This window comes from Kutzneria sp. NPDC051319 (genome assembly GCF_040682195.1).
Taxonomy (GTDB): Bacteria; Actinomycetota; Actinomycetes; order Mycobacteriales; family Pseudonocardiaceae; genus Kutzneria.
Map to the genome: position 1 here is coordinate 1 of NZ_JBFBAM010000077.1, position 26,364 is coordinate 26,364.

Genomic DNA, 26,364 nt, shown 5'->3' on the forward strand with positions numbered 1-26,364 from the left:
TGCAGGGAAGGACGCCTTACCCTCGTTGAACGCGGGTAAGGCGTCCTTCCCTGCATCACATCGAGCGGCTCAGCCGGACAGGGCCTGTTGGAAGGCCAGCTCGGCGGCGCCGATGATCTTGGCTTCCTTGCCCAGCGGGGAGGCCACGATCCGGATCCCGCCGACGGCCCGGCTGACCAGGCTGCGTTCCCGCACGGTTTCGGCGGCCTCGTCGACGACCGCGTCGGGCAGCGCGGCCAGTAAATCGCCCAGCACGACCAGCTGCGGCCCGAGCAGGTTGACCACGTTGATCAGCCCGAGCCCCAGCCAGTCGGTGAACTCCCGCATCCGGGCCAACGCGACCTGCGGCTCCTCGCCGGCCAGCGAACGGAGCTCGCCGACCACGGCCTCCCGGGGCGACCCCTCGGGCAGCCCCAGCGCCCGGCACAGGGCGTCCTCGCCGATCTCGGTCTCCCAGCAGCCCTGGCACCCGCAGTAGCAGGGCCGGCCGCCGGGCCGAACCACCATGTGCCCCAGCTCGCCGACGTAGCCGCCGCTGCCCCGCAGCGCGGCCCGCTCGGAGATGACCCCGCCGCCGACCCCGACGTCGACCGACACGAACACCATGTCGGCGGCCTCGGTGGCGATGCCGCGAGTGTGCTCGGCCAGCGCCCCCAGCTCGGCGTCGTTGCCGACCAGGACCGGCCGGTTCAGGGCGGCGGACAGCCGCTCCCCCACCGGCACGCCCTCCCAGTGCAGGTTGGGCGCCTCGTGCACGTAGCCGTCACGACGGACGACACCCGGCACGGACACACCGACCCCGACGGGCTCGGAGCCGATCCGCTCGGCCAGCCGCCGGCCGGCCGCGCCGATCTTGGCCAGCAGGTCGTCCGGCGACCCGGAGCCGCGCGGCAGCGTCCAGCCCCGGGTGCCGAGCACCTCGCCGCCGAAGCCGACGGCCGCCACGGTGGTCTGCTCGACGCCGACGTCGACGGCGAGCACCCACAGCGACCGCGGCTGCGGCAGCACCAGCAGGGACGGCCGGCCGGCGCCGGTGCGCTTGACCGAGACCTGCTCGACCACCACCCCGGCCTCGGCCAGCCCGTCCACCAGCGCCTTGATCGTGCTGCGGTTGAGCCCCAACTCGGCGGCCAGTTCCGCCCTGGTGCACGGGCCGCCGACGTGCAGCCTGCGCAGCAGGGCGGTCCGGTTGTGCCTGCGGACCTCGTCGGGACGTGTACCCGCGGTTGGCGGACCGCTCACCGCACACCCCCTCGTGCCCCTGTGGGACGGCTAGTGACCGGTCGCCTTGGCCCGCCGACGGGACAGCGCGTCGACGCTGGCCGCCAGCAGCAGGACCGCACCGGTGACGATGCTGACCACGGCCGCGGGCGCGCCGATCAGGCCGAGGCCGTTGCTGACGATCTGGATCACGAAGCCACCGATGATGGCGTTGGACAGCCGGCCCTTGCCGCCGAACAGCGACGTGCCGCCGATGACCGCGGCGCCGACCGCGAACAGCAGCACGTTGCCGCCACCGGCGTTCGGGTCGACCGAGCCGACCTTGGACGAGTAGACGATGGCGCCGACCGCGGAGACGGTGGAGGCGATCACGAACACGCTCATCCGGATCTTGGGCACGTTGATGCCGGCGCGCCGCGCCGCCTCGGCGCTGCCGCCGACGGCGTAGATGTGCCGGCCGTACTTGGTGCGGTCGAGCACGAACGTGCCGGCCACCAGCAGCACCAGCACGATCGGCACCACGTAGGGCACACCGGCGATGGTGACGCGGTCCGGGTTGGGCGAGCGGTTGACCGTGAGCAGGTAGGTGGCCACCGCGCCGAGCACGACGACCGCGCCAACCTTGATCATCATCAGCGAGGTCGGCTGGGCGACCAGGCCGCGGCGGACCCGGCCGAAGTGGCGGAACAGCACCACGGCCGCGTAGCCGCCGGCGAAGATCACGAACAGCAGCCAGCTGCCGACGGTGCTCAGGTTGTTGTTGGCCACGCCGAACAGCACCGGGTCCTGGCTGATGGACAGCGTGCCGCCGTCGCCGATCAGCTTGAGGATCACGCCGCCCCAGGCCAGGAACAGGGCCAGGGTCACGACGAAGGACGGGATGCCGATCTTGGAGATCATCACGCCGGTGAGGCAGCCGATGACCGAGCCGACGCAGACGGCCAGCAGCATCTCGATCCACGGGTTGGCCGGCACGCCGAGCAACAGGATCAGCACCGCGACCGCGGACAGCACGGCGCCGAACCAGATCCGCTGCCAGACCGCGACGCCGATGGCCACCAGGCCGCCGATCACGAAGGCGTAGAAGACGGTGTCGCCCATGCCGGCCTGGAGGTTGCCGCCCTTGACGTAGTGCAGCGCCATCACGGCGGCGGCGACGCCGGAGCCGGTGCCGGCGGACAGGTCGATCTCGCCCAGCAGCAGCACGAACACCAGGCCCATCGCGATGATGGTGATGCCGGCGGCCTGCGCGAGCAGGTTGGCGATGTTGTTCAGGCCGAGGAACGTGCTCGACGACAGGCCGAACAGGATCACCAGCACGATCAGGCCGGCCAGGGCCGGCAGCGAGCCGAGCTCGCCGCCGCGGACGCGGTCGACGTAGTCGCGGACGGCCTGGCCGGTGGTGCGCCGGGTGGTGTCGATGCCGAAGTCGGCGACGGCCTGGTCCTGCGCGGCCTGCTTCTGGTCCGACGGCGGGGCGGCGGCGGGTGTGTCAGTCATTGGAGGAGATCCCTTGCGATTCAGACCGTGGCGACTTCGGGCTTGGCCAGGCCGATGTCGCCGGACCGGCCGGCGGTGATCAGCTCGACGACCTGCGTGTTGGTCAGGCTCTTGGTCGGCAGCTGGGCGACCATGCGGCCGAGGAAGAGCGTCGCCACGTTGTCGGCGACCTCGAAGACGTCGTTCATGTTGTGGCTGATGAGCACCACGCCCAGACCCTGGTCGGCCAACCGGCGCACCAGGTCGAGCACCTGGCGGGTCTGGGCCACGCCCAGCGCCGCGGTCGGCTCGTCCAGCAGCACGACCTTGCTGTCCCACAGCACGGCCTTGGCGATGGCCACGGTCTGCCGCTGGCCGCCGGACAGCGACGCCACCAGCGTGCGCACCGACTTGACCGTGCGGACCGACAGCGAGGCCAGCGTCTCGCGGGCGGCCTGCTCCATGTCGGTCTCGTCGAGCAGGCCGTGCTTGCCGCGCTCACGGCCGAGGAACATGTTCTGGACGATGTCGAGGTTGTCGCACAGCGCGAGGTCCTGGTAGACGACCTCGATGCCGTAGTCGGCGGCCTCACGGGGGCCGGAGATGTGCACCGGCTCGCCGTTGAACAGCACCTCGCCGGAGTCGATGCCGTGGATGCCGGCGATGCACTTGACCACCGTGGACTTGCCGGCGCCGTTGTCGCCGACGAGCGCGGTCACTTCGCCGGGGCGGATCACGAGGTCCACGTCGTGCAGCACGTGGACGGGTCCGAAGCTCTTGTTGATCCCGCGCAGTTCAAGGATCGGCTGCTCGGTCATGGGGGTCTTCTCCAGACTGTCACTGCCCGCCCCGGTGGCGGTGGGGTGCCGGGCATGGGAAGCCGCCGCGGCCGGCCCGGGTCGGGGGTCCGGGTCGACCACGGCGGCGGCCTTCGCATCAGGCCGTCAGCTGACTAGCTGATGCCGTTCTGGGCGCAGAGCGGGGCGACATCGCCGGTGCAGACGTCGGCCTTCGGCACGGCGCCGGCGGAGATGACGTCCTTGACCTTGTCCTTGGTGATCGACTGCGGGTCGAGCAGCAGGGACGGCACCGAGCGCTGGGTCTTCGGGTCCACGGTCTTCTGCGTGGCGATCTTGTCGGCGTCGGCCTTGCTGTTCTTCAACAGCGCGGTGGCCAGCTTGGCGGCCGCCTTGGCCTCCTGGTCGATCGGCTTGAAGACGGTCATGTACTGGTCGCCGCGCAGGATGGCCTTGAGGCCGTCGGCGGTGGCGTCCTGACCGGTCACCGGGACCGTGCCGTTGAGGTGGTTCTTCTGCAGCACGGCGATGACCGCGCCGGCCAGGCCGTCGTTGGCCGCGAGCACGCCGTCGACCTTGCCGCCGTTGGCGGTCAGGAAGTTCTCGAACGTGGAGCCACCGGTCTGGTTGTCCCACTTGTCGATGAACTGGCTCTTGACCAGCTTCAGCGTGCCGGCGTCGTAGAGCGGCTTGAGCACCTGCTCCTGGCCGTCGTGGAACAGGGTCGCGTTGTTGTCGGTCGGCGCGCCCTCGATCTCGATGACCTGGGCGCCCGGCTTGCTCTTGAGCGCGTCGGCGAGGGCCTGGCCCTGGAGCTTGCCCACGCCGGGGTTGTCGAACGAGACGTAGTAGTCGGCGCTGCCGCCGGCGTTGAGGCGGTCGTAGTCGATGACCGGAACGCCCTGGGCCTCGGCCTTCTTCTCGACCGCGGCGCCAACGTCGCCGGTGGTGGAGGCGAGGATCAGGACCTTGACGCCCTGGCTGAGCATCTGGTCGGCCAGCTGCGAGACCTTCTGGTCGTCGCCCTGCGCGTTCTGGATGATCGGGTCGAAGCCCTCGGCCTTGAGCGCGGCCTCCAGCAGCGGGTGGTCGAAACCCTCCCAGCGGGCGGACGTCGTGGTCTCGGGCAGGATCACGCCGACCTTGGCGCCGTTGCTGGCGCCGCTGCTGCCCGACGTCGGGCTGGAACCGCTGCTGCTGTTGGCTCCACACCCGGTGACCGCCAGCGCGAGCCCGGTGCTCGCGGCGAGCACGGCGAGAGTTCTGCTCCGCATCCGGCTGTTCCCTTCATCGTGGCGCGGGTCACTGAGAGAGCCCCGCGAAAATGTTGTGGCGCAGAACATATGCCCCTGAGCCTCGCTACGAAAGGTAGCTGAAGCGGTTAAGTTCGGTTCTGGCGACACGATGCGGCAACGACGCGGTAACCGGAAGGCCGCCGCTACACCGAACAGCCGCCTGTCAACTACGCGTTGTGACTAAATCGGGGTGAGGTGCCGCACGCTCATTGCACGGTTGGCCGCTTCTCCTGCGGCGAAAGGTTCACGGGTGTGATCACGGACAGGCATGAGAGCGCTACCAAGCGCCCTACGCCCATTCGGCCGTGCACGCTCGACCGGGTGTCACCACGAACGCAGCGTGGCGATCCGCTCCTCAAGCTGCTCGACCGAGGCCATCGCGGTGGGCGGGCCCCCGCAGTAGGCGCGCAACTCGCTGTGGATCTTGCCGTGCGGCTTCTTGGTCCGGTGGTGGTGCATCGACACCAGGGTGTTCAGCTCGCGCCGCAGCTCGGCCAGCCGCTCCTGGGTGGTGCGCACCTTGGCCGGCTGTGGCACGGCCGCCGGCTCGGCCGCCTTGCGCGCCGACACGTCGGCCAGCTGCTTGGCCTGCCGCTGGCGCAGCAGGTCCCGCACCTGGTCGGGGGCGAGCAGCCCGGGCAGCCCCAGGTAGTCCTGCTCCTCCTCGGTGCCGACCATGGCCGCCGTGCCGAACGAGGAGCCGTCGAAGATCAGCTGGTCCAGCTCGGCCGAGGCGCCCAGCGAGGTGTAGCCCTTCTCCTCCTCGCCGTCCTCGTCCTTGGCCCGGTTGGCGTCGGCCAGCAGCTCGTCGTCCCAGCCGTCCTTCTCACGGTGCGGCTTGCCCAGCACGTGGTCGCGCTCGGCCTCCAGCTCGGAGGCCAACTGGAGCAGCACGGGGACGCTGGGCAGGAACACGCTGGCCGTCTCGCCGGGGCGCCGCGACCGCACGAAGCGGCCGATCGCCTGCGCGAAGAACAGCGGCGTCGAGGAGCTCGTGGCGTACACGCCGACGGCCAGGCGCGGCACGTCGACGCCCTCACTGACCATGCGGACCGCGACCAGCCACCGGGCCTGGCCGGCCGAGTACTCGGCGATCCGGCCGGTGGCCTTGGGGTCGTCGGAGAGCACGACCGTCGGCTCCTCGCCGGTCAGCCGCTTGATGATCTCCGCGTAGGCCTTGGCCGACTCCTGGTCCGAGGCCAGCACCATGGCGCCGGCGTCCGGGATGGACTGGCGCACCTGGTTCAGCCGCTGGTCGGCGGCGCTGATCACGGCCGGCATCCACTCGCCGGTCGGGTCCAGCGCGGTGCGCCAGGCCCGGGCCGTCTGCTCCTGGGTCAGCGGTTCACCCAGTCGGGCGGTGAATTCCTCGCCCGCGCCGGTCCGCCAGCTCGCCTCACCCGAATAGGCCAGGAACAACACCGGCCGGACCACGCCGTCGCGCAACGCGTCGGAGTACCCGTACGAGTGATCCGCACGACTGCGCATCTGGCCGGCGCCGTCGGGTTCGTAGTTGACGAACGGGATCGGGCTGTCGTCGCTGCGGAACGGCGTGCCGGTCAGGGCCAGCCGGCGCACCGCGGGCGTGAACGACTCGCGAATGGCGTCGCCCCAGGACTTCGCGTCGCCGCCGTGGTGCACCTCGTCCAGGATCACCAGCGTCTTGCGGTTCTCGGTGCGCACGCGGTGCAGCGTCGGATGGGCCGCGACCTGGGCGTAGGTGACGGCGACCCCGTTGTAGTCGTTGGAGGTCTGGCCGGCGCCGTTGCGGAAGTTGGAGTCGATCGCGATGCCGGCCTCGGCCGCCGCCTTGGCCCACTGGTGCTTGAGGTGCTCGGTCGGCGTGACGATCGTGACCCGCTCGACCGTGCGGTCGGCCAGCAGCTCGGCGGCCACGCGCAGACCGAAGGTGGTCTTGCCGGCGCCCGGCGTGGCGACCGCGAGGAAGTCCTGCGGCCTGGTCGTCAGGTACCGGGTCAGCGCCCGGCGCTGCCAGGCCCGGAGCGGTCGTGCGGCGGTCGTCGTCGGGTTGAGGGTGTCCGTCAACGCCGTTCACCCTCCCTAGCTGCGACAACCTGCCGATGACGTGCGAATGCCCTCACGGTGGGGTTCCCTGAGGGCTGGTGCCACCTTACCCAACGGACCCGGACGGCACCGCCCGATGGGCTGTGCCGATGGCCACGAGATGACGTTTCGGGGGGTGATCCAGCCGCGGAACCCGTGATGCCGCATGCTTTGGGGTGCCATGGGTCAGCAGCCTGAGCAGGAGACCGGCGCGGTCGCACCCGACAAGCGGGGGCCGTGGCGGCTCACGGTGCGCACGGTCACCAAGGCCTGGTTCGGCGACATCTTCTCGGAGGCCGCGGAGGCGGCGTTCTGGCAGACGCTGTCGCTGCCGCCGCTGCTGCTGGGTCTGCTCGGCTGCCTGAGCTTCGTCGGCGACTGGTTCGGGCCGCAGATCGTCACCGCCGTGCAGTCCAAGATCCTTTCGTTCTGCCACACCATATTCAGTCCGAACGTCGTGGACCAAATCATCGCCCCCACGGTGGTGAGCATCCTCACCGGCGCGCACACCGAGGTGGCCTCGATCGGCTTCCTGATCTCGCTGTGGGCCGGCTCGTCGGCGATGGCCTCGTTCGTGGACGCGATCACCGCCGCCTACGGCCAGCACGACGTGCGGCATCCGGTGTGGCAGCGGATCTTCGCGCTGTTCATGTACATCGTCGGCCTGGTGCTGGCCGTGATCGGGCTGCCGCTGCTGGCCCTGGGGCCCGACCTGCTGGCCGCCGTCGTGCCCGGGCAGTGGCGGCCGATCGTGCAGCAGCTGCTGAGCACGTTCTACTACCCGGTGATGGCCGTGCTGCTGGTGTTGGCGCTGACCACGATGTACAAGGTCGCGCTGCCGCGGAAGCTGCCGTGGCACCGGGGTCTGCCCGGCGCGGCGCTGGCCATGGTGATGTTCCTGTTGTCCAGCATCGGGTTGCGGCTCTACATCTCGTGGATCACCAGCACCGGCTACACCTACGGCGCGCTGGCCACCCCGATCGCCTTCCTGCTGTTCACGTTCTTCCTCGGCATGGCCATCATCGTCGGCGCGCACTTCAACAGCGCCATCGAGGAGATGTGGCCGGCCAGGCTGACCCGCCGGCAGCGGCGCAAGTGGCGCCGGCTGGAGCTGGAGCGGGCCGCCGTCAAGATCCGGGCCGGCGAGCAGGCGGCGGCGTGGCTGGCCGAGCAGCCGGAGACCGAGGAGCTGGAGACCCCGGCAGCGGAGAAGACGGAGAAGACGAACGGGGCCGAGCCGCCCGACGGCCTCACCGAGAAGTGGCAGGCCCCGTCGCCCGCCGACGTCAACGACACCGAACAGCTGAGGCGTCCGTCGGCGGAGCGGCAGAACAAGTAGCCAGGCTCACGCGCCCGCCAGCGCAGCAGATCGCTCGGCTCGGAGGGGGTCGAGCCCCGTGCGGAACGCGCGGCAGAAATTCAGTCGTTCATCATCTCGTAGATCTTCTTGCACTCCGGGCAGACCGGGCTGCCGGGCTTGGGCGCCTTGGTGACGGGGAACACCTCGCCGCACAGCGCGACCACGTGATTGCCCATCACGGCACTCTCCGCGATCTTCGCCTTCTTCACGTAGTGGAACATCTTCGGCGTGTCGTCGCCGGTGGTCTCGTCGGCGTCGCGCCGGGTGTCGGTCTCGGGCAGCGTCTGGGTCATCGGGCTCACTCATTCATGATGCCTGATACACGCTGGACGTTGGAACGGGAGAGCATGGGTACACAACCGCAGGTCATCGCCCCAGACATCAACGAGGAGGTGGCGGCCGCGCTGGCCGAGGGCCGGGCCGTGGTGGCGTTGGAGAGCACGATCCTGGCCCACGGGCTGCCGCCGGGCCGCAACCGGGAGGTCGCGGCGCGGGTGGAGCAAGTGGTCCGGGACGCCGGGGCGGTGCCGGCGACGATCGCGGTGCTGGACGGGCGGCCGGTCGTCGGACTGGACGACAAGCAGCTGGACCGGGTGTGCGACCCGGCGTCGGGCCTGGTCAAGCTGTCGCGACGGGACCTGGGGCCGGCGATCGCGCTGGGCCGGGACGGGGCGACGACGGTGGCCGGCACGGCATCCATCGCGGCCAGGGCGGGGGTCGGCGTGTTCGCGACCGGCGGCCTCGGCGGGGTGCACCGGGGCGCGGCCGAGAGCTGGGACGTCTCGGCCGACCTGAGCGTGCTGGCCGAGACGCCGGTGCTGGTGGTGTGCTCGGGCGTGAAGTCGGTGCTGGACATCGGGGCCACGCTGGAGCTGCTGGAGACCAGCTCGGTGCCGGTGCTCGGCTACCGCACGGACCGGTTCCCGGCGTTCTACCTGCGTGAATCCGATTTCGACGTGCCGTGGCGGGTGGACGACCCGGCCCAGGCGGCGGCCGTGGTCGCGGCGCACCGGGCGCACGCCCCGGGGCGGTCCGGGGTGTTGCTGGCCAACCCGGTGCCGGTTGAGTACGAGATGGACCGCGAGCTGCACGACCGGCTGCTGGCCGAGGGCCTTGAGCTGCTGGTCACGCGGAACGTGCGGGGCAAGGATGTGACGCCGGTGCTGCTGGAGCACTTCCACTCGGCCAGCGGCGGCGTGAGTCTGGACACCAACGAGCAGCTGGTGCTGTCCAACGCGCGCGTGGCCGCCGCTGTGTCTGTTGAGCTGGGACGGGTGGAGCTCGCTCGATGACGGTCATCGTGGTCGGAGACGCGGCGATGGACGTCGTCGCCCGGCATCACAGCCCGATCGCCCACGCCGGCGACTCCCGGGCGGACATCGCGCTGGCGGTCGGCGGGGCGGGGGCCAATACCGCCGCTTGGCTGGCGTCGCTGGGCGTGGACACCGTGCTGGTGGGGCGGGTCGGCGACGACATGGCCGGCCGGCAGGTGCGGGCCGAGCTGGAGGTGTTCGGGGTGCGGTGCGCCTTCGCCACCGATCCGGCCGCCCCGACCTGCTGCGTCGTCGTCCTGGTCGACGGGGACGGGCAGCGGAGCATGCTGGCCGACCGGGGCGCGAACGCCCGGCTGGCCGGCTCGGACCTGTCCGTCCACGTGCTGGAGACGGCCAGTCATCTCCACCTGTCCGGTTACGTGCTGTTGGACCCCAAGTCGCGTGACGCCGGGCTGGAGATGCTCGCCGCCGCCCGCGGGGCGGGGCTGACGACCTCGGTGGACCCGCAGGCGGCGCTGCACATCGTCAACCAGGGGCCGGAGACGTTTCTGGCCATGGTGGCCGGTGTGGACCTGCTGCTGCCCAACTCCGAGGAGCTGGAGGCGCTGACCGGCTCCCGTGATCCGGCCGCCGCCGCCAAGCTGCTGGACCACGTGGGCGCGGTGGCCGTGACGACCGGGCCGGCCGGGGCCAGCTGGGTGGACCGGATCGGGCGCTGGGACGTGCCGGCCGTGGCGGCCGACTGCGTGGACTCCACCGGCGCCGGGGACGCCTTCGACGCCGGGCTGCTGGCGGCGTGGCTGAACGGGCAGCCGCCGCTGGAGGTGCTGCGGGCCGGCGTGACGGCGGGGTCGCGGGCGGTGTCCCGCGTGGGCGGCCAGCCGCCGGTGTGATCAGGACCCGAGCCCGGGCCGTTCAAGGCCGCGACCTGGGCTCGGGGTCCGGGGCGGAGCCCCGGCGTGGGGTGTGGGGGCCGGGCCCCCACGGGGCACAGCGAGCGATGATGGCCGCGTGGTCCGCGGGCACACCTCACCCAATCGCGAGCCGGCGGTCTGTTCTGCCGGCTGGAAGAGCCTTCTCAGCCCTCGATGGCCGGGGGCGGTTTCGGGGCGTCCTGCGGGCCGTTCTGCTGGGCGTCGGGCGAGACCTCTCGCGCCAGCGCCCGGCGGGCGGCCTTCTCCGCGTTGTAGCGGTTGATCTCCTCCTGCTTGCGTGGCGGGCGGTCGTTGGCGATCAGCACGGCCACCCACGGCAGGGGAATCGACAGCACCAGGAAGAACAGCGCCAGCCACCACACGTTGATGAACGCCACGGCCAGCAGCAGGCACGGCACGCGCAGCAGCATCATGATCGTGTACTTGCGCTTGCGTGCCCGGGACTCGTCCGCGTACGAGGGCGCGGCCCCGGTGATCAGAACCGGTGTGTCGTCCCGGTCAGAGCCCTTCACGACACCACCTCCTGCCGTTGATGCTAGTCGCCTTCGAGGACGTGCAAACATTCTGGTCGTGTTTTCCGACAAGTTCTGTGACCAGTTGCGGGACGCCTTCCGCGAAGCCCGCTACGAGCCGGACGCGGTCGTCGACCTGCTCGGCGCGCAGGCGCACGCGGCGCTCGGCCGTGGCGAGCCCGAACCGGCCCGTCGGGCCAGCGCCGACGGCGGCCCGCTCGGCAGCCTGATCCGCCTGTTCCTGCTCGGTGACGCCGTGTCGCCGACCGAGACCGCCGCCGCCCTGGGCACGCTGTCCGTGGCCGACGCCGTGACGGAGGGACTGCTCCGCGAGGTCGACGGGAACCTGCGCGCGGATCTCGACGTTCGACCGTACGGAGACGATCAGGGTTCCTGGTGGGTGGTGTCGGACCAGGACTCCGACCTGCGCGGCGCACCCGTCGGCCCGGACCACGTGCTGGGCGTCGGACACGCGTCTCTGAGCCTTGCTCGCGCCACGGCCCGACGGCCCGTGGACACCGTGCTGGATCTGGGAACCGGCTGCGGGGTGCAGGCGCTGCACGCCGCCCGCCACGCCAACCGCATCACCGCCACCGACCTGTCCGAACGGGCGCTTTCCCTTGCCTCGGCGACCTTCCGGCTCAACGAGCTGGACGTGGAGCTGGCCCGCGGCGAGTGGTTCCAGCCGGTCGCCGGCCGCCGCTTCGACCAGATCGTGTGCAACCCCCCGTTCGTCGTCGGCCCGGCCCGCGTCGACTACACCTACCGCGACTCCGGTCTGGCCGGGGACGACGCGAGCGCCTTGGTGGTACGGCAGTTGCCGGCGTTCCTCAACGAGGGTGGTGTCGGCCAACTGCTGGCGTCCTGGCTGCACCGCAAGGGTGAGGACTGGACCGACCGGGTCGCGTCCTGGCTGCCACGCGGCGGAGTCGACGCCTGGTTCGTGCAGCGCGATGTGGCCGAACCCTCGCTGTACGTGGGCACGTGGCTGCGCGACGCCGGCATCGACCCGCGCTCGGCCGAGGGCCGCGTGAAGGCGTCGGCGTGGCTGGACTGGTTCGAGGCCAACGATGTTCTCGGTGTCGGCTTCGGATTCGTCACGCTGCGTCGCACCTCGTCCGCGCACCCGGAGGTCGTCTGCGAAGACCTCCGCCACGCCTTCGACGACCCGCTGGGCCCGGAGGCCGCGGCGTGGCTGGATCGAGTGAGTTGGTTGCGGCAGCACGGATCCGCCGAGGAACTGCTGGCCACGCGGTTCCTGGTGCCGCCGACCGTGATGCTGGAAGAGGTGTCGCAGCCGGGCGACGAGGGCTGGGAGGCCGTCGTGCGGCGGCTGCACCGCACCGACGGACCCGGTTGGCAGCACGAGGTCGACGAGTTGGCGGCCGCGCTGCTGGCCGGTTGTCGCGGGGCGTTGCCGCTGGGTGACCTCTTGCACCTGTTGGCGTACGGGCACGGCCAGTCGGTCGACGACCTCGAACGCGCCGCGTTGCCGATCGTGCGCGATCTGATGCGGCACGGAATGGTTGTCGTGGCGTGAAAGCAGTTGTCATGCGGGTGACAAGGGCGAGCGTCACCGTCGGCGACGAGGTCGTCGGTGAGATCAAGGAACCCGGGTTGTTGGTGTTGTTGGGCATCACCCACACCGACGGGGTCGAACAGGTCGACACCATGGCGCGGAAGCTGCACGAGCTGCGAATACTCGACGAGGAGCAATCCTGTGCGAGCACAGGGGCTCCGCTGCTCGTGGTGAGCCAGTTCACGCTGTACGGCGACACCAGGAAGGGCCGCCGTCCATCGTGGACGAAGGCCGCGCCCGGTCCGGTCGCCGAGCCGCTGGTGGACGCGGTCGTCGACGCGCTGCGTGCGCGGGGCGCCACCGTGGCCACCGGTCGGTTCGGCGCCGACATGGCGGTGGAAAGCGTGAACGACGGTCCGTTCACGGTGCTTGTCGAAGTGTGATGATTCGCGGGTTTCCTTGTGAAGGAAACGTGCAGGCGCGCGATTCGGTTCAGTTGTCCAACATGGACTTCACGTTTCACCGGGACGGTTGCCGACTGAACGGGTGGAGGTGGCCCTCTCTCAGGGAAACCTCAGGTTCTCAGGGCAACCGCTCCGGGCGTGGAGACGTCATGAAGGGTGAGAAGACGGGAACGATTTCGCGATCGCTCGCGTTTTCACCAGTGTCCAGCCAGCAAGCGCAAGGCATTCCCGACCCGGGTGCCTCGCCCGAAAGGCTCGCCGCGCAACGCAGCGCCGGTGTGTGACGCGACGACACACCAGCCCGCGACCGGGGAGGGAGCACCCGTGACCATCCCACAGACCATCGACCACTTCGGGCCCGAGGCAGATCTCGACGCCCAGGGGCCCGCCGCCGACCTGGTGCGTGTGTACCTGAACGGCATCGGCAAGACCAAGCTGCTGACCGCCGAGCAGGAGGTGGGGCTGGCCAAGCGAATCGAGGCCGGCGTGTTCGCCCGCCACATGCTGGAGACGGCCAGGGTTCTGGACGCCACCAGGAAGTCCGAGCTGACCGCCCTGGTGCGTGACGGCGAGCGGGCCAAGAACCACCTGCTGGAGGCCAACCTCCGCCTCGTGGTGTCGCTGGCCAAGCGCTACACCGGGCGCGGCATGCCGCTGCTCGACCTGATCCAGGAGGGCAACCTCGGTCTGATCAGGGCCGTCGAGAAGTTCGACTACACCAAGGGCTTCAAGTTCTCCACGTACGCCACGTGGTGGATCCGCCAGGCCATCACGCGGGGCATGGCCGACCAGGGGCGCACCATCCGGCTGCCCGTCCACCTGGTTGAGCAGGTGAACAAGCTGGCCCGGATCAAGCGCGACCTGCACCAGCAGCTCGGCCGCGAGGCCACGCACGAGGAGCTGGCGCGGGAGTCCGGCATCGCCGAGTCCAAGATCGCCGATCTGCTCGACCACTCTCGCGACCCGGTGAGCCTGGACATGCCCGTCGGCACCGACGAGGACGCCCCGCTGGGCGACTTCATCGAGGACGCCGAGGCCACCGACGCCGAGAGCGCCGTCATCTCCAGCTTGCTGTCCGACGACCTGCGCCGCGTGCTGGCCACCCTGGACGAGCGGGAGCAGTCGGTCATCCGCCTGCGCTACGGCCTCGAGGACGGACAGCCCCGCACCCTCGACCAGATCGGCAAGCGCTTCGGCCTGTCCCGCGAGCGCGTCCGCCAGATCGAGCGTGAGGTCATGTCCAAGCTCCGCCAAGGCGACCGAGCCGAGCGGCTACGGGCCTACGCGAGTTGACCGGCCAGCGGGTGGATCTTCGCCCGATCAGCCGTCTTGACTTGTGATCTGTGTCACGGCACAGTTCACCGCACACAGAAGCTTCGCGGTGCGAACCATCGGGCGACCGACGATTCGCGACCGCACACCACAGGAGGCGGGGACGGCCGGGGGCCGCCCCCGTCTCTTGATTTGTGTGATGTCCGCCGTCACACCCGGGGACGGCGGCAGGCGCATGGGGGTCCGACGATACTGTGCCCTGAGCTGCCGACCCGCGAGGTCGCGCCGGTCTCTGGAGCCGCGGGCCGGGAAAATCGCGTCTTTTCAGCGATTTTCCCGGACTAGGCGAAGAGACCGGATCTTCAGCGACCTCGCCCCGCGCGGAACGCGCGGCACAAGCACAGGAGCCCGCGAACGTGACCACCACCTCGTTCCAGTACGTCGATCCGCTGCCGTTGGGCAAGGACACCACTACCGAGTACCGACTGGTCAGCCCGGACGGCGTCCGGGTGACGGAGGTGGCGGGGCGGCGCTTCCTCGAAGTGGAGCCCGAGGCGCTGCGGCTGCTGGCCCGTGAGGCGATCAAGGACATCCAGCACCTGCTGCGCACCAGCCACCTGCGGCAGCTGCGGGCCATCATCGACGACCCCGAGGCCAGCGGGAACGACCGGTTCGTGGCCACCGACCTGCTGCGCAACGCCTGCGTGTCGGCGGGCGGGGTGCTGCCGATGTGCCAGGACACGGGCACGGCGATCGTGGTGGGCAAGCGGACCGAGACGGTGCTCACCGGCGGTGACGACGAGGCGGCGCTGTCGGAGGGCATCTACGACGCCTACCAGCAGCTGAACCTGCGCTACTCGCAGATGTCGCCGACGACGTTCTGGGACGAGCGCAACACCGGCACCAACCTGCCGGCCCAGATCGAGCTGTACCACAAGGCGGGCCAGGAACCGGCCTACGAGTTCCTGTTCATGGCCAAGGGCGGCGGCAGCGCCAACAAGACGTTCCTGTACCAGGAGACCAAGGCGCTGCTGAACCCGACGCGGCTGGCCCGGTTCCTGGACGAGAAGCTGCGCTCGCTGGGCACGGCCGCCTGCCCGCCGTACCACCTGGCGATCGTGGTCGGCGGCACGTCGGCCGAGTACAACCTGAAGACGGCCAAGCTGGCCTCGGCCCGCTACCTGGACAACCTGCCCACCGAGGGCTCCGCCGACGGCCGCGCGTTCCGGGACACCGACCTGGAGCAGCAGGTGCTGGCCATGACCCGCGAGTTCGGCATCGGGGCCCAGTTCGGCGGCAAGTACTTCTGCCACGACGTCCGGGTCATTCGCCTTCCCCGGCACGGCGCCTCCTGCCCCGTCGGCATCGCGGTGTCCTGCTCGGCCGACCGCCAGGCCAAGGCCAAGATCACCGCCGAGGGCGTCTTCCTGGAGCAGCTGGAGCACGACCCGGCGCAGTTCCTGCCCGAGGTGCACGACGAGCAGCTGTCCGACGACGTGGTGCGCATCGACCTCAACCAGCCGATGGACGAGATCCGGCGCACCCTGGCGGCGCTGCCGGTCAAGACCCGGCTGTCGCTGACCGGCCCGCTGGTGGTGGCCCGGGACATCGCCCACGCCAAGATCAAGGAACGCCTGGACGCCGGCGAGGCCATGCCGCAGTACCTGCGCGACCACCCCGTCTACTACGCCGGCCCGGCCAAGACGCCCGAGGGCTACGCCTCCGGCTCCTTCGGCCCCACCACCGCCGGCCGCATGGACTCCTACGTCGAGCAGTTCCAGGCCGCCGGCGGCTCCCTGGTGATGCTGGCCAAGGGCAACCGCTCCAAGCAGGTCACCGACGCCTGCCAGTCCCACGGCGGCTTCTACCTCGGCTCCATCGGCGGCCCGGCCGCCCGTCTGGCCAAGGACTGCATCCGCAAGGTCGACGTGCTCGAATACGCCGAGCTGGGCATGGAAGCCGTCTGGAAGATCGAGGTCGAGGACTTCCCGGCCTTCATCGTCGTCGACGACAAGGGCAACGACTTCTTCTCCGAGACCTCCGCCCCGACCCTGCAGATCTCCTTCCGCCGCTAACCGGTCCCACGTGGACCGTGGTCGCCGGATCGGCGGCCACGGTCCGTCCGGGGATCCGGGTCAGCCCGGTCTCCCCCCGACGCGCGAGCGACGGCTCGGCTGGCATCACCGGCGAGGACATCACCGTGTCGGCGGGTGTGGTCATGTACTGACGGGGCGGGCCGCCACGACCCGAACCCGTTGCGCCGCCACGATCACGATGGCCAACAACGCGCCGATGGCCAACAGGCCGACGTACGGGTCGGGTGCCTCGATGCGGTTCTCCAGCAACGGATTCGCGGCGGCGGTGCCCGAGCCGACCATGTCCGGCACGAACCGTTCGGGCCCGTAGGAGACCAGCGCCCAGGCGGCGGCCGCGGTCAGCAGAACGGACGACATGGCCGCGTGCAGGGCCATGACCGGCTCACGGGTGATCCACAGCGCCACGGCCGCGCCGGCGGCGGCGAAGACCACGGCCAGGGCGATGGAGCCGGGCACCGGCGGGACGATCGCCACCAGGCCGAACAACAGTGCCGTAGCGGCAACGCCGATCCCGACGGCCGCCAGCCGCGGCCGTCCGTACAGGTACGCGGCCAGGTAGGCGGCCAGCATCACGCCGAAGACCGGGCCGCCCGCGGCCGCCTTGTCCGGCGACGCGACCAGCATGAGCACCACCAGCGTCGCCATGCCTGCCACCAGCAGACATCCCGCTACCCGTGCCGCCATCACGACCGCCTCTCGCCGAGGTCGCGTGTGGCCCCTTCCCGACCCCTGCCGCCGGAAAGGGGCCACACGCGGGTTCTATCGCCGGCGACGTCGTTAATGTTGCGTGCCGGTTTGGGCGGTCAGCACGAGCTTGCGGCTGCCCAGCGGTGCGTCGAGGTGGGCGGCGACGGGGACGTCGCGGACGTAGAGCGGGCAGATGCGGTGGGTCTGGGCGATGGTCAGCACGGTGATGTCGACCTCGTCGGCGGTCTGCTTGGCCACCTGGGCCTCGATCTTGACGCAGCCGCCCTCCTCCACCATGACGACGAGGGTCTTGCCGCCGTCCTGCTGCCACACGGTCTGGGGCACGCCGTCGGGCGGGGTGTAGCTGACCTGGTTGGGCGGCACGGTGGGACCGGTGGCCTTGGGCTGCGGCGTCTCCGAAGTGGCGGGAGGCGGGGCCGGGGCGCCTGAGGTCGTCGGCGGTGGCACGGAAGTGGAGGTGGTCGGTGCGGGCGAGACCGTGCTGGTCTGGTCCGGGCCGGTTTGCGCGGCGTTCGTCGCCGCGGGAGAACCGCAGGCGGCCAGGGCGAAGAGCCCGGCGCCCAGCGCCACGGTTCTCAGCCAGCGGTGACCTGACAACTGCGGCAGGGCGGCTCTCCGCCGGGAGTGGGGGCGGCGCCCGGCCGGCTGGGGCGAGCCGGCCAGGCGCCCGGGGATTGGCTTGGTCATGACCGCACCGTCCTCTGCTCCAGCACGACCTTGCGGTCGGCGAGTGGCTTGTCCAGCTGCACGGTCAGCTGCGTGAGCCGCAACTCCTTGGTGCAGACCCGGTTGGTGTCGGTGAGGTTCCGGATGAGCAGCACGTGCACGGCATCCGCGTCCTGAGCGGCCAGCTCCGCGCTCGAATGCTCGCACCCGCCCTCCTGACCCTGCACGGCCAGGGTGGCGCCGTTGTCGTCCAACTGGACCCGGGCGGGATAGCCCTGGGGCAGCTTGGACATGTCGACCTGCGTGGCCGGCACGTCGCGGAGGCTGCCGCCCTGGCCGGCGGGTGCGATGCCGTTGGCGCTGCCGGGCTGGGTCGTCGTCCGGGTCTGGCCGCAGGCGGCAAGCGCCAACACCAGCGCGCCCGCGCCGACCACTGTCGTCAGAGCCTTCATGCACCAGGGACGGAGCGACCACCGGGATGGGTTGCATCGCAGTAATCGGATAGCGCCGATGGCGTCACACGGCCATGATCCGGGGCGTGAACGTCGGCGTGAACGTGCTGATCGGCCTGGCGGTCCTGGCCCTGCTGCTGTGGCGGCAGCTGCAGCCGCGGCGGGTGCGCGAGGACGGCGGCATGCGGCTCACCGTGATCCTGCTGGTGGTCGGGGTTTTCCAGGCGTACCCGGTGCTGTCGGGTCATCCGCCGACGACGGTCGTGGTGCTGCTGTTGCTGGCCGGCCTGGTGTCGGGAGCGGTGTTCGGCACACTTCGGGCATATACGACGAAGCTGTGGATCCAGGACAACGAGGTCTGGCGGCGGGGCACCTGGGTCACGCTGGTGCTGTGGCTGGTGGCGGTCGGCCTGCACTTCGGCATCGACTACCTGTCCGAGCAGCAGGGCGCGCCGGCCGGGCTGGGGTCGTCGACGATCGTGCTCTACCTGGCGGTGACGCTGGGCATCCAGCGCTTCATCACGCAGCAGCGGGCCGTGCAGGTGCGGTCACAGGTCTAGCAGCTGGATGGGGTCGAAGGAGACCGGGAACGGCTCGGCGATCTCGAAGACGCCGCCGGTGTGGGCCACGGCGACCTCCTGGTACTCGCCGTCGGCCAGCCGGTAGAACCACAGGGTGGCGGTCTCGGTGCGCAGGTCGACCTCGCCGCGCAGGTAGTACGGGATGCCCTCGCGGGCACACATGGCCGGCTTGTCCAGCCGGTCGCGCTGGCGCGAGGAGGGCGACACGAACTCACCAACCACGATCGCGTCCGCCGCTTGGGCCCAGGTGCTCATCACCGGCGCGCGCATCACGGTGATGTCGGGCTGGATCCACCGCTGCGCGGTCATTTGGAGATTCACGGTGGTGTACACGCGCAGGCCGACGGCCCGGGCCGGCCCCTTGAACAGGCCGCGCAACTCGTCCGCGGCGTACACGTTCGGGCCTGCCTCGTACGGGCTCAAGATCAGGTTCCCGTCAACGCACTCGTACCTGCTCGGCAGCAGGCCGGGGTCCGGGAGGTAGCGCTCGGCCAGCTCCGTGGTCCACATGCCGGCCAGCTCGACGAGCGGGTCGAACGAGACCGAAGCGGACATGTGGTCACCTCCCAGGTGACCACATGGTACTGCGTTTTTGGCGCCGCCTCCGGCGTCGCGGCTCGGCCCCTCGTGACCGCTGCCTCGCCCTTGCTGGATTTCGACCGCCGCATCGGCCCAGGTTGTGGGTTGCGCCGGTTGGCGGCGGTCGAAATCCAGCAACCGTGCGAAGCACCGGCGGGGCCTCGCGTTGCTGCTGATCAGGCCCCGGTCACTGCGGTCATACGCGGGAGAGGGCGTCCCGGATGGCGTCCAAACGGCCCGGCGAGGCCAAGCCCGGGTGGTACACGTGCAGTTCGGAGGCGCCGGCGTCGAGGTACTGCTGCCATTCGGCGGCCAGGGCGGCGCCGTCGACCGGGCGGGGCGGCAGCGCGAGCACGTAGGCGGCGAGGGCCTTGTCGGTGATGCCCTGCAAGGCCTTCAGCACGGGCAGGGCGACGTCCGGCCCGGGCCACGCGGTGAAGGTCAAGGTGTCGACATCGGCCCCGACCCCGCCGGCCACGGTGGCGAACGGGCCGGTGGCCCACTCGTCGGCCGCGGCGTGGGCGACGATCTTGGCGTCCGGCAGCGTCGAACGGATCGTGCCGACCAGAAGCTCCCGCAGGCCACGGGAAAGCCCGGTCCTGACGCCGGAAACGGTGTCGGCGAGCTGCTCCCCCAGCGCCGCGCGGACGCTCTCGGCCTTGCCGTCGACGCCGGCCTTGACCGCGTTGCGGAACGCCACCACGTCGATGCCGGCGTCGCCGTAAAGGCCGATACAGGCCACGCAGAAGCACAGCGACAGCAACTGCGTCTGGGCCGGCGACCAGTCGGTGCCGTCGGTCTTCTCGTGGTGGCCGCCGTGCATGAAGCCCAGCGGCCCGCAGGCCTCCAGCACCACGCCATCCAACGGTCCACTGTGGACGATCTCCGAGACCAGGGTCTCGCAGTACTCCACGACATCCGCCTGCGCCGGGCACAACGCGTACGGATAGGAGTCGCCGAAAGCGTTCCGCACGACCAGATCCGGATTGGCGTCGCCGAGCCGGCTGGAGTGCGTCAGCACGGTCCAGGCGTGCACGGGCAACCCGACGCCCCGCAGCCGGTCGGCCGCCACCGCGAACGAGTCACCGTCCACCCAGGACGGTCCGGCCGGCGCGAGTCGCTTGCCCTGCCAGGCTTCCGAGCGCACCTGCGTGTACAGCGCGGCGTGCCGGGCGTCGACCATCCGGTGCCGCGGGTGCAGCGGCGTGGCGGCCCGGGTGGTGTGGTACGAAGCCGCCAGGGCGACCGCGCCGACACCGAGACCGGCGAAGCGTTCCGCCGCGGCGTCGTCGCCGACCAGGTCCCACGTGTAGGCGTGGGCAAGCGTGGTCACCACCGGGGGTTCTTCCTCTCGTACGACGGCACGACCTTCTGCATGTAGCCCGTGTCGTCCCGGCTGCGGATATCGGTGTCCAGGAAACGTTGATGCGCCACGGCAAGCGCGTCCCGATCGAGCTCGACCCCCAGGCCGGGCCCGCTCGGCACGGGCACCGCACCGTCCACGAAGGACAGTGCGCCCGGCTTCACGACGTCGTCCGCGCTGTTCCACGGATAGTGTGTGTCGCAGGCGTAGCGCAGGTTCGGGGTGGCGGCGGCCAGGTGCGTCATCGCCGCCAGGCTGATGCCCAGGTGCGAGTTGGAGTGCATGGACAGCCCGATGCCGAAGGTCTCGCACAACAGCGCGAGGCTCCGCGACCGGGTCAGCCCGCCCCAGTAGTGGTGGTCCGACAGCAGCACCTGGATGGCGTTCTGCCGGATCGCCGGCGGCAGGTGGTCGTAGGACACCACGCACATGTTGGTGGCCAAGGGCATGTCGATACGGCTTGCCACCTCGGCCATGCCTTCGATGTTCGCCGTCGGGTCTTCGAGGTACTCCAGCACGCCGTCGAGCTGCTCGTAGACCTTCACCGAGGTGTCCGGCGTCCACACCGCGTTGGGGTCCAGCCGCAGCGGAGTGTTCGGGAACGCCTCGTGCAGCGCGTGGATGGCCGCGATCTCTTCCTCGGGCGGGAAAACGCCGCCCTTGAGCTTGATCGAGCCGAAGCCGTACTCGTCGATCAGCTGGCGTGCCTGGGCCACGATGCCGGCCGGGTCGAGCGCCTCGCCCCACTGATCGGGTTCGGCGCCGGGGTGCCCGGCCCACTTGTAGAACAGGTAGGCGCTGTACGGCACGGCGTCGCGCACCTTGCCGCCCAACAGGTCCACCACCGGCCGCCCCTGGTGGCGGCCCTGGATGTCCAGGCAGGCCACCTCGAACGGGGAGAAGACCCGATCGACCGTGCCGATGCTGGACATCTGGCCGGTCAGGCCGTGCTGATCGGAGCCGATCACGCCGCCCAGCCCGGCGGCCACCGCCGCGTGCAGGCCGTTGAGGTCGTAGACGTCCAGCCCGATCAGGGACGGCACGACCTTGCGGGTGCGCTCCAGGTGCCCGGCGTCGCCGTAGGTCTCGCCGAGACCGCTGACACCCTCGTCGGTGTGGATCTCGACGATCGTGCGCAGGGCCAGCGGCTCGTGCACACCGACGGAGTTCAGCAGCGGCGGGTCGCGGAACGCGATCGGGGTCAGGACGATCTCGGTGATCTTCATTCGGCGATCAGCTTCCGGCCGGCCTCGATGATCCGGTCCAGCTCGGCCAGGTGCTCCTCGGTCGGGTCCAGCAGCGGCGGCCGCACGCCGCCGACGTCCAGCCCGCCGCGCGAGACGGCCGCCTTGACCAGGGACACGGCGTAGCCGGGCACCTTGTCGCGCAGCTCGACCAGCGGCTTGTAGAAGCCGTGCAGCAGGGCGTTGACCTTGTCGCTGTCGCCGGCCGTGACAGCCTTGTAGAACGCCAGGGAGATCTCCGGCGCGAAGCAGAACACGGCGGAGCTGTAGAGCTCGACGCCGATGCCGCGGTAGGCCGGCTGGGTCATCTCGGCGGTGGGCAGGCCGTTGAAGAACTGGAACGGCTTGTCCACGGCCTCACGCACGGACAGCACGATGCGCTGCATCAGGTCCAGGTCGCCGATGCCGTCCTTGAAGCCGATCACGTTGGGCAGCTTGGCCACCTCGACCGCGGCCTCGGGCGTGAAGACGGCGTTGTTGCGCTGGTAGACGATCACCGGCAGCTGGGTGGACGCCGCGACCTCGGTGACGTACCGGGCCACGCCGGGCGCCGGGCAGCCGACCAGGTACGGGGGCAGCAGCAGGATGCCGTCCGCACCCGCGCGCTCGGCGGCGGCCGCGAACTTGCGGGCCATCGGGAGGGAGCCGCCGGCGCCGGCGAAGACCGGCACGCGCCCGGCGGTCGCCTCGACGGCGACGCGCACCGTGCGCTCGAACTCCTCGGGCTCGAGGGCGTGGAACTCACCGGTGCCGCAGGCCACGAACACGCCGCCGGGGCCGGCCGCGACGCCGTGCTTGACGTGCTCGGCGAGCACGTCCTCCGCGACCTCCCCGTCGGGGGTGAACGGGGTCACCGGGAAGAACAGCACTCCATCCAGTTGCATTCCAGACCTCTCGACTTCGCCCTGTGACGGCATCCGTGACGATCGTTGCTTGTGAAAACGTTTACACGCCACGACGCGGTCATCCCTCGACCCAAAGGGTGGGTACCCGCGAGGCGGTGCGTCGGGCACCGCCTCGCGGGCTTGTGGGACTCAACGACACCGCCGCCGTTAGCCGTCGAGCCCACGCCTGTCGCGACCACATTCAGGTGATCCATCCTGAGGATGGGGCCCTGGCTGCGTCCGCGATCCCTGGCGCGGCCCGGTAGGCCGACTGCCTGGAGATCGGGGCTGCCATTGACCCTCTCCTCGCGGTTCACGTATCTGAATGCCGGTCGTACTTGTGAACGTTGGCACGGACTGTAAGAATCAGAACCACCGTGTGTCAAGGTCCTGGAGGCCGATCAGATGTCAGAGGCAGTCGACAGCACGGCCCCGACCAGGCCGGCGGCGGTGAAATCGGCGGATCGAACCGTCGAGTTGCTCGAGGTCATGTCCCGCTCCGAGCGCCAGCTCACGCTGACCGAGCTGCACAAGGAGCTCAGTTACCCCAAGTCCAGCCTGTACATGCTGCTCCAGACCCTGGTCAGCCGCGGCTGGGTGGAGGTCGACCCGCAGCGTGGCAGCTACGGCATCGGCGTGCGGGCGCTGCTGGTCGGCACGTCGTACCTGGACCACGACCCGGTCGTGCGCACCGCCATCCGGGTGATGGAGCAGGTCCGCCAGCAGATCAACGAGACCGTGCACCTGGCCCGCCTCGACGGCGCGGACGTGGTCTACCTGGCCAGCCGCGAGTCGGAGCACCACCTGCGCGTGGTGTCCCGCGTCGGCCGGCGGCTGCCCGCCCACGCCACCTCGCTGGGCAAGGCCGTGCTGGCCGAGCGCAGCCGTCCCGAGGTGGACGCGCTGCTGCCGGAGCACCTGGAACCGCTCACCCCGAACACCGTGACCGACCGCAACGAGCTGCACGCGCAACTCGCCCGGTTCCACGCCGAGGGCTACGCGCACGAGCGCGAGGAGAACACCCCCGGACTCGGCTGTTTCGCCGTCGCGCTGCCGTACCGCAACCCGGTCATCGACGCGATGAGCTGCTCGGTGCCGCTCGGCCGGCTGGACGCCGACCACGAGCGCCAGGTCGTCGGGGCGCTGCTCGCCGCCGCCCGGACCATCACCGAGGTCTTGCGTCAGTTCGGTCGCTGAGTACCGTTCTGAAGCAATTGTAAACGTTTGCAACATGGAGGCCACATCCCGTGACCGAACGCATCCTGATCACTGGCGCGGCCGGCGGCGTGGGCACGCTGATGCGGCCGAGGCTCGCCGCCGCCGGCCGGACCCTGCGGCTGCTGGACATCGGCGAGCTGCCGGCCGCCGCTGACGGCGAGAACGTCGAGCTGCTCACCGGCTCGGTGACCGACCAGGCCGCGATGGAGGCCGCCTGCAAGGGCGTCGACGCCGTCATCCACCTCGGCGGGCACAGCCTGGAACAGCCGTGGAAGGACATCCTGACCGTCAACATCGACGGCACCCACACGGTACTGGAGGCCGCGCGGCGCAACGGCGTCAAGCGCGTCATCCTGGCCAGCTCCAACCACGCCGCGGGCTACACCCGCCGCGGCGCGCAGGACACGCCCGACTACGCCTTCCCGCGCCCCGACACCTACTACGGCGTCAGCAAGGTCGCCGTGGAGGCCCTGGGCGCGCTGTACTCCGACCGCTACGGCCTCGACGTGATCGCCATCCGGATCGGCTCCTGCTTCGAGAAGCCGCGTGACGTCCGGATGCTGTCCACCTGGCTGTCGCCCGACGACTGCGCCCGCATGCTGGAGGCCTGTTTGGCCACCCCCTCGCCCGGGTACCGGGTCATCTGGGGCGTGTCCGACAACACCCGCCGCTGGGTATCGCTCGACGAGGCCAAAGCGTTGGGATATCAGTCGGAGGACGACTCGGAGCGGTACGCCGAGGAGGTCATCGCCGAGCACGGCATGCCCGCCCCGGACGGCCCCGAGCTGAACTACGTTGGCGGCGTCTGGGTGACTTCCGCCTGGGACACCGCCGTCAAGGAGGAAACCCGATGACCGCTGTGCAGGGCTACAACCCTCGCACCGGAGAGGCTTTCGGTTCGCCGATTCCGTCCACTTCGGACACGGAGCTGGACGCCATCGTCGCCAAGGCCGTCGCTTCCGGTTGGTCGGCAACGACTTCGGCCGAGCGGGCCGAGGCGCTGGAGCGGGTCGCCGACGCGCTGGACGCGGAGTCCGAGCTGCTGGTGTCCACTGCGGACAGTGAGACCGCGCTGGGCACCCCCCGCCTGTCGGGCGAGCTGAAGCGGACCACGAACCAGTTGCGGCTGTTCGCTTCCGTGCTGCGCGAGGGCAGCTACCTCGAAGCCACCCTCGACACCGCGGACGCCACCACCGTGCCGCCGCGGCCCGAGCTGCGCCGCATCCTGCGGCCGATCGGCGTCGTCGGCGTGTTCGCCGCGAGCAACTTCCCGTTCGCCTTCTCCGTCGCCGGTGGCGACACCGCCTCGGCGCTGGCCGCCGGGTCGCCGGTGATCGTCAAGGCGCACCCGTCGCACCCGACGACCTCGGCCGAGACGGCCCGGATCGTGGCGGCTTCGTTGCCGGACGGCGTGTTCGGCATCGTGCAGGGGCTGGAGGCCGGCCCAGCGCTGGTCAAGCACCCGTCGGTCAAGGCCGTCGGTTTCACCGGGTCCACCGGCGGCGGGCGGGCCCTGTTCGACCTGGCCAGCGGCCGTCCCGACCCGATCCCGTTCTACGGCGAGCTGGGCAGCGTCAACCCGACGGTGATCCTGCCGGGCGCGGCGACCCCGGAGACCGCCACCGGCTTCGCCGGGTCGCTGACCCTCGGCGTGGGCCAGTTCTGCACCAACCCGGGCCTGACGTTCGCGCCCGCGTCCATGGTCGAGGCGCTGGCCGCGGCGGTGTCGGCGTCCACCGGCGGCCCGATGCTCAACGAGCGCATGCAGCAGGGCTACCAGTCCGGGGTCGACTCGTTGGCCGCCGGCGATCTCGTCGAGCTGGCGGCGACGGGCGGTGACCCGGCCGAGGGCTTCTCCGTGGCGCCGAAGCTGTTCACCACCGAGCTGAAGACCTTCGCCGCCAACCTGGGCACCCTGTCCGAGGAGCACTTCGGGCCGGCCGGTGTGGTCGTCACCTACACCGATCCCGAGGAGCTGCTGGACGTTCTGCCCCAGCTGCCGGGGTCGCTGACCGCCACCGTGCACGCCTCTTCCGACGAGCACGCGCTGGCCGGCCGGATCGGCGGGGCCCTGCAGGCCGTCGCCGGGCGGCTGATCTTCAACGCCTGGCCGACCGGCGTGGCCGTGGCGTGGGGCATGCAGCACGGCGGCCCGTGGCCGGCCACGACCAACGCGCTGTTCACCTCCGTCGGCTCCACGGCGATCCGGCGCTGGCTGGTGCCGGTGTCGTACCAGAGCTGGCCCGAGGAGCTGCTCCCACCGGAGCTCCAGGCCGGCAACCCGCTCGGCATCCCCCGCCGCTTCGACGGCGTGCTGGGCACCAAGTAGCCAACGCCGCCTGACGGTTGGTCTGGCGTTCGGAAGGGACCATTCCTCCACT

General features: G+C 70.6%; 26 protein-coding genes. 12 read left to right on the forward strand and 14 right to left on the reverse strand.

Annotated features, from left to right (window positions below; all coding sequences use genetic code 11):
- Positions 1 to 69: 69 nt before the first annotated feature.
- The 5 genes from AB0M73_RS41730 to AB0M73_RS41750 all read right to left on the reverse strand — a co-directional run bounded on the left by AB0M73_RS41730 (position 70) and on the right by AB0M73_RS41750 (position 6,838).
- Positions 70 to 1,242 (reverse strand): ROK family protein, encoded by a 1,173-nt coding sequence (locus tag AB0M73_RS41730; RefSeq protein ID WP_363903786.1) that lies wholly within the window; start codon positions 1,240 to 1,242, stop codon positions 70 to 72.
- 30 nt (positions 1,243 to 1,272) lie between these two features.
- Positions 1,273 to 2,721 carry an ABC transporter permease gene (locus tag AB0M73_RS41735; RefSeq protein WP_363903789.1) on the reverse strand — a complete coding sequence of 483 codons (1,449 nt, stop codon included), beginning with the start codon at positions 2,719 to 2,721 and terminating at the stop codon, positions 1,273 to 1,275.
- 20 nt (positions 2,722 to 2,741) lie between these two features.
- Entirely contained in the window at positions 2,742 to 3,518 is a 777-nt protein-coding gene (locus AB0M73_RS41740) for an ATP-binding cassette domain-containing protein (RefSeq protein ID WP_043723458.1), read from the reverse strand.
- Between the two features lie 134 nt (positions 3,519 to 3,652).
- Complete coding sequence (locus AB0M73_RS41745; protein WP_043723456.1) at positions 3,653 to 4,771, reverse strand: substrate-binding domain-containing protein; 1,119 nt, start codon at positions 4,769 to 4,771, stop codon at positions 3,653 to 3,655.
- A gap of 345 nt (positions 4,772 to 5,116) precedes the next feature.
- Positions 5,117 to 6,838 (reverse strand): DEAD/DEAH box helicase, encoded by a 1,722-nt coding sequence (locus AB0M73_RS41750; RefSeq protein WP_363903793.1) that lies wholly within the window; start codon positions 6,836 to 6,838, stop codon positions 5,117 to 5,119.
- Positions 6,839 to 7,037: 199 nt separating this feature from the next.
- Here AB0M73_RS41750 and AB0M73_RS41755 point away from each other — a divergent pair, with 199 nt between their 5' ends.
- On the forward strand, positions 7,038 to 8,195 hold the full coding sequence (locus tag AB0M73_RS41755; protein WP_363903796.1) for a YihY/virulence factor BrkB family protein: 1,158 nt from the start codon (positions 7,038 to 7,040) through the stop codon (positions 8,193 to 8,195).
- Positions 8,196 to 8,275: 80 nt separating this feature from the next.
- Here the strand turns inward: AB0M73_RS41755 and AB0M73_RS41760 are convergent, their stop codons facing one another.
- On the reverse strand, positions 8,276 to 8,509 hold the full coding sequence (locus AB0M73_RS41760; protein WP_363903879.1) for a DUF3039 domain-containing protein: 234 nt from the start codon (positions 8,507 to 8,509) through the stop codon (positions 8,276 to 8,278).
- A gap of 54 nt (positions 8,510 to 8,563) precedes the next feature.
- Between AB0M73_RS41760 and AB0M73_RS41765 the strand changes: the two genes are divergently transcribed.
- Together AB0M73_RS41765 and AB0M73_RS41770 are read left to right on the forward strand one after the other, a co-directional pair.
- On the forward strand, positions 8,564 to 9,508 hold the full coding sequence (locus tag AB0M73_RS41765; protein ID WP_363903799.1) for a pseudouridine-5'-phosphate glycosidase: 945 nt from the start codon (positions 8,564 to 8,566) through the stop codon (positions 9,506 to 9,508).
- Entirely contained in the window at positions 9,505 to 10,383 is an 879-nt protein-coding gene (locus tag AB0M73_RS41770; RefSeq protein ID WP_363903802.1) for a sugar kinase, read from the forward strand. Before AB0M73_RS41765 ends, AB0M73_RS41770 begins: the two co-directional genes overlap by 4 nt.
- 185 nt (positions 10,384 to 10,568) lie before the next feature.
- On the opposite strand, the gene AB0M73_RS41775 is transcribed toward AB0M73_RS41770, so the two are convergent.
- Positions 10,569 to 10,937, reverse strand: coding sequence for a DUF3099 domain-containing protein (locus tag AB0M73_RS41775; protein WP_363903805.1), 369 nt, complete (start codon positions 10,935 to 10,937; stop codon positions 10,569 to 10,571).
- Between the two features lie 52 nt (positions 10,938 to 10,989).
- Here AB0M73_RS41775 and AB0M73_RS41780 point away from each other — a divergent pair, with 52 nt between their 5' ends.
- From AB0M73_RS41780 to AB0M73_RS41800, 5 genes are all read left to right on the forward strand, one after another.
- Positions 10,990 to 12,477, forward strand: coding sequence for a methyltransferase (locus AB0M73_RS41780; RefSeq protein ID WP_363903882.1), 1,488 nt, complete (start codon positions 10,990 to 10,992; stop codon positions 12,475 to 12,477).
- Positions 12,474 to 12,899: a D-aminoacyl-tRNA deacylase gene (gene dtd / locus AB0M73_RS41785; protein ID WP_363903808.1), complete on the forward strand. Its 426-nt coding sequence runs from the start codon at positions 12,474 to 12,476 to the stop codon at positions 12,897 to 12,899. Before AB0M73_RS41780 ends, dtd begins: the two co-directional genes overlap by 4 nt.
- Before the next feature lie 170 nt (positions 12,900 to 13,069).
- Complete coding sequence (locus tag AB0M73_RS41790) at positions 13,070 to 13,204, forward strand: hypothetical protein (RefSeq protein ID WP_255360959.1); 135 nt, start codon at positions 13,070 to 13,072, stop codon at positions 13,202 to 13,204.
- 40 nt (positions 13,205 to 13,244) lie between these two features.
- The gene (locus AB0M73_RS41795) at positions 13,245 to 14,213 is read left to right on the forward strand and encodes a sigma-70 family RNA polymerase sigma factor (protein WP_052395824.1); all 969 of its coding nucleotides are present in this window, start codon (positions 13,245 to 13,247) and stop codon (positions 14,211 to 14,213) included.
- 395 nt (positions 14,214 to 14,608) lie between these two features.
- Complete coding sequence (locus AB0M73_RS41800; protein ID WP_363903813.1) at positions 14,609 to 16,267, forward strand: fumarate hydratase; 1,659 nt, start codon at positions 14,609 to 14,611, stop codon at positions 16,265 to 16,267.
- 141 nt (positions 16,268 to 16,408) lie between these two features.
- On the opposite strand, the gene AB0M73_RS41805 is transcribed toward AB0M73_RS41800, so the two are convergent.
- The 3 genes from AB0M73_RS41805 to AB0M73_RS41815 all read right to left on the reverse strand — a co-directional run bounded on the left by AB0M73_RS41805 (position 16,409) and on the right by AB0M73_RS41815 (position 18,114).
- A complete protein-coding gene (locus AB0M73_RS41805; RefSeq protein ID WP_363903816.1) occupies positions 16,409 to 16,933 on the reverse strand; it encodes a hypothetical protein in 525 nt (174 codons plus the stop codon).
- 132 nt (positions 16,934 to 17,065) lie between these two features.
- Positions 17,066 to 17,683 (reverse strand): hypothetical protein, encoded by a 618-nt coding sequence (locus AB0M73_RS41810; RefSeq protein ID WP_363903819.1) that lies wholly within the window; start codon positions 17,681 to 17,683, stop codon positions 17,066 to 17,068.
- Entirely contained in the window at positions 17,680 to 18,114 is a 435-nt protein-coding gene (locus AB0M73_RS41815; RefSeq protein ID WP_363903822.1) for a hypothetical protein, read from the reverse strand. Before AB0M73_RS41815 ends, AB0M73_RS41810 begins: the two co-directional genes overlap by 4 nt.
- Before the next feature lie 86 nt (positions 18,115 to 18,200).
- Between AB0M73_RS41815 and AB0M73_RS41820 the strand changes: the two genes are divergently transcribed.
- On the forward strand, positions 18,201 to 18,674 hold the full coding sequence (locus tag AB0M73_RS41820) for a hypothetical protein (protein ID WP_363903825.1): 474 nt from the start codon (positions 18,201 to 18,203) through the stop codon (positions 18,672 to 18,674).
- On the opposite strand, the gene AB0M73_RS41825 is transcribed toward AB0M73_RS41820, so the two are convergent.
- From AB0M73_RS41825 to AB0M73_RS41840, 4 genes are all read right to left on the reverse strand, one after another.
- Positions 18,663 to 19,250 carry a Uma2 family endonuclease gene (locus tag AB0M73_RS41825; RefSeq protein ID WP_363903828.1) on the reverse strand — a complete coding sequence of 196 codons (588 nt, stop codon included), beginning with the start codon at positions 19,248 to 19,250 and terminating at the stop codon, positions 18,663 to 18,665. The genes AB0M73_RS41820 and AB0M73_RS41825 overlap by 12 nt on opposite strands.
- A 220-nt stretch (positions 19,251 to 19,470) precedes the next feature.
- Complete coding sequence (locus AB0M73_RS41830) at positions 19,471 to 20,607, reverse strand: hypothetical protein (RefSeq protein WP_363903832.1); 1,137 nt, start codon at positions 20,605 to 20,607, stop codon at positions 19,471 to 19,473.
- Entirely contained in the window at positions 20,604 to 21,863 is a 1,260-nt protein-coding gene (locus AB0M73_RS41835; protein WP_363903835.1) for a glucarate dehydratase family protein, read from the reverse strand. Before AB0M73_RS41835 ends, AB0M73_RS41830 begins: the two co-directional genes overlap by 4 nt.
- Positions 21,860 to 22,765, reverse strand: a complete 906-nt coding sequence (locus AB0M73_RS41840; RefSeq protein WP_363903838.1) for a 5-dehydro-4-deoxyglucarate dehydratase — start codon at positions 22,763 to 22,765, stop codon at positions 21,860 to 21,862. The genes AB0M73_RS41835 and AB0M73_RS41840 overlap by 4 nt, the downstream gene beginning before the upstream one ends.
- A gap of 405 nt (positions 22,766 to 23,170) precedes the next feature.
- Between AB0M73_RS41840 and AB0M73_RS41845 the strand changes: the two genes are divergently transcribed.
- Genes AB0M73_RS41845 through AB0M73_RS41855 form a run of 3 tightly spaced genes read left to right on the forward strand, consistent with a single transcriptional unit; the run spans position 23,171 to position 26,312 of the window.
- A complete protein-coding gene (locus tag AB0M73_RS41845; protein ID WP_363903841.1) occupies positions 23,171 to 23,962 on the forward strand; it encodes an IclR family transcriptional regulator in 792 nt (263 codons plus the stop codon).
- A gap of 50 nt (positions 23,963 to 24,012) precedes the next feature.
- On the forward strand, positions 24,013 to 24,837 hold the full coding sequence (locus tag AB0M73_RS41850; protein WP_363903844.1) for an NAD(P)-dependent oxidoreductase: 825 nt from the start codon (positions 24,013 to 24,015) through the stop codon (positions 24,835 to 24,837).
- Positions 24,834 to 26,312, forward strand: a complete 1,479-nt coding sequence (locus AB0M73_RS41855; protein ID WP_363903847.1) for an aldehyde dehydrogenase (NADP(+)) — start codon at positions 24,834 to 24,836, stop codon at positions 26,310 to 26,312. The genes AB0M73_RS41850 and AB0M73_RS41855 overlap by 4 nt, the downstream gene beginning before the upstream one ends.
- The last annotated feature ends 52 nt before the right edge of the window (positions 26,313 to 26,364 follow it).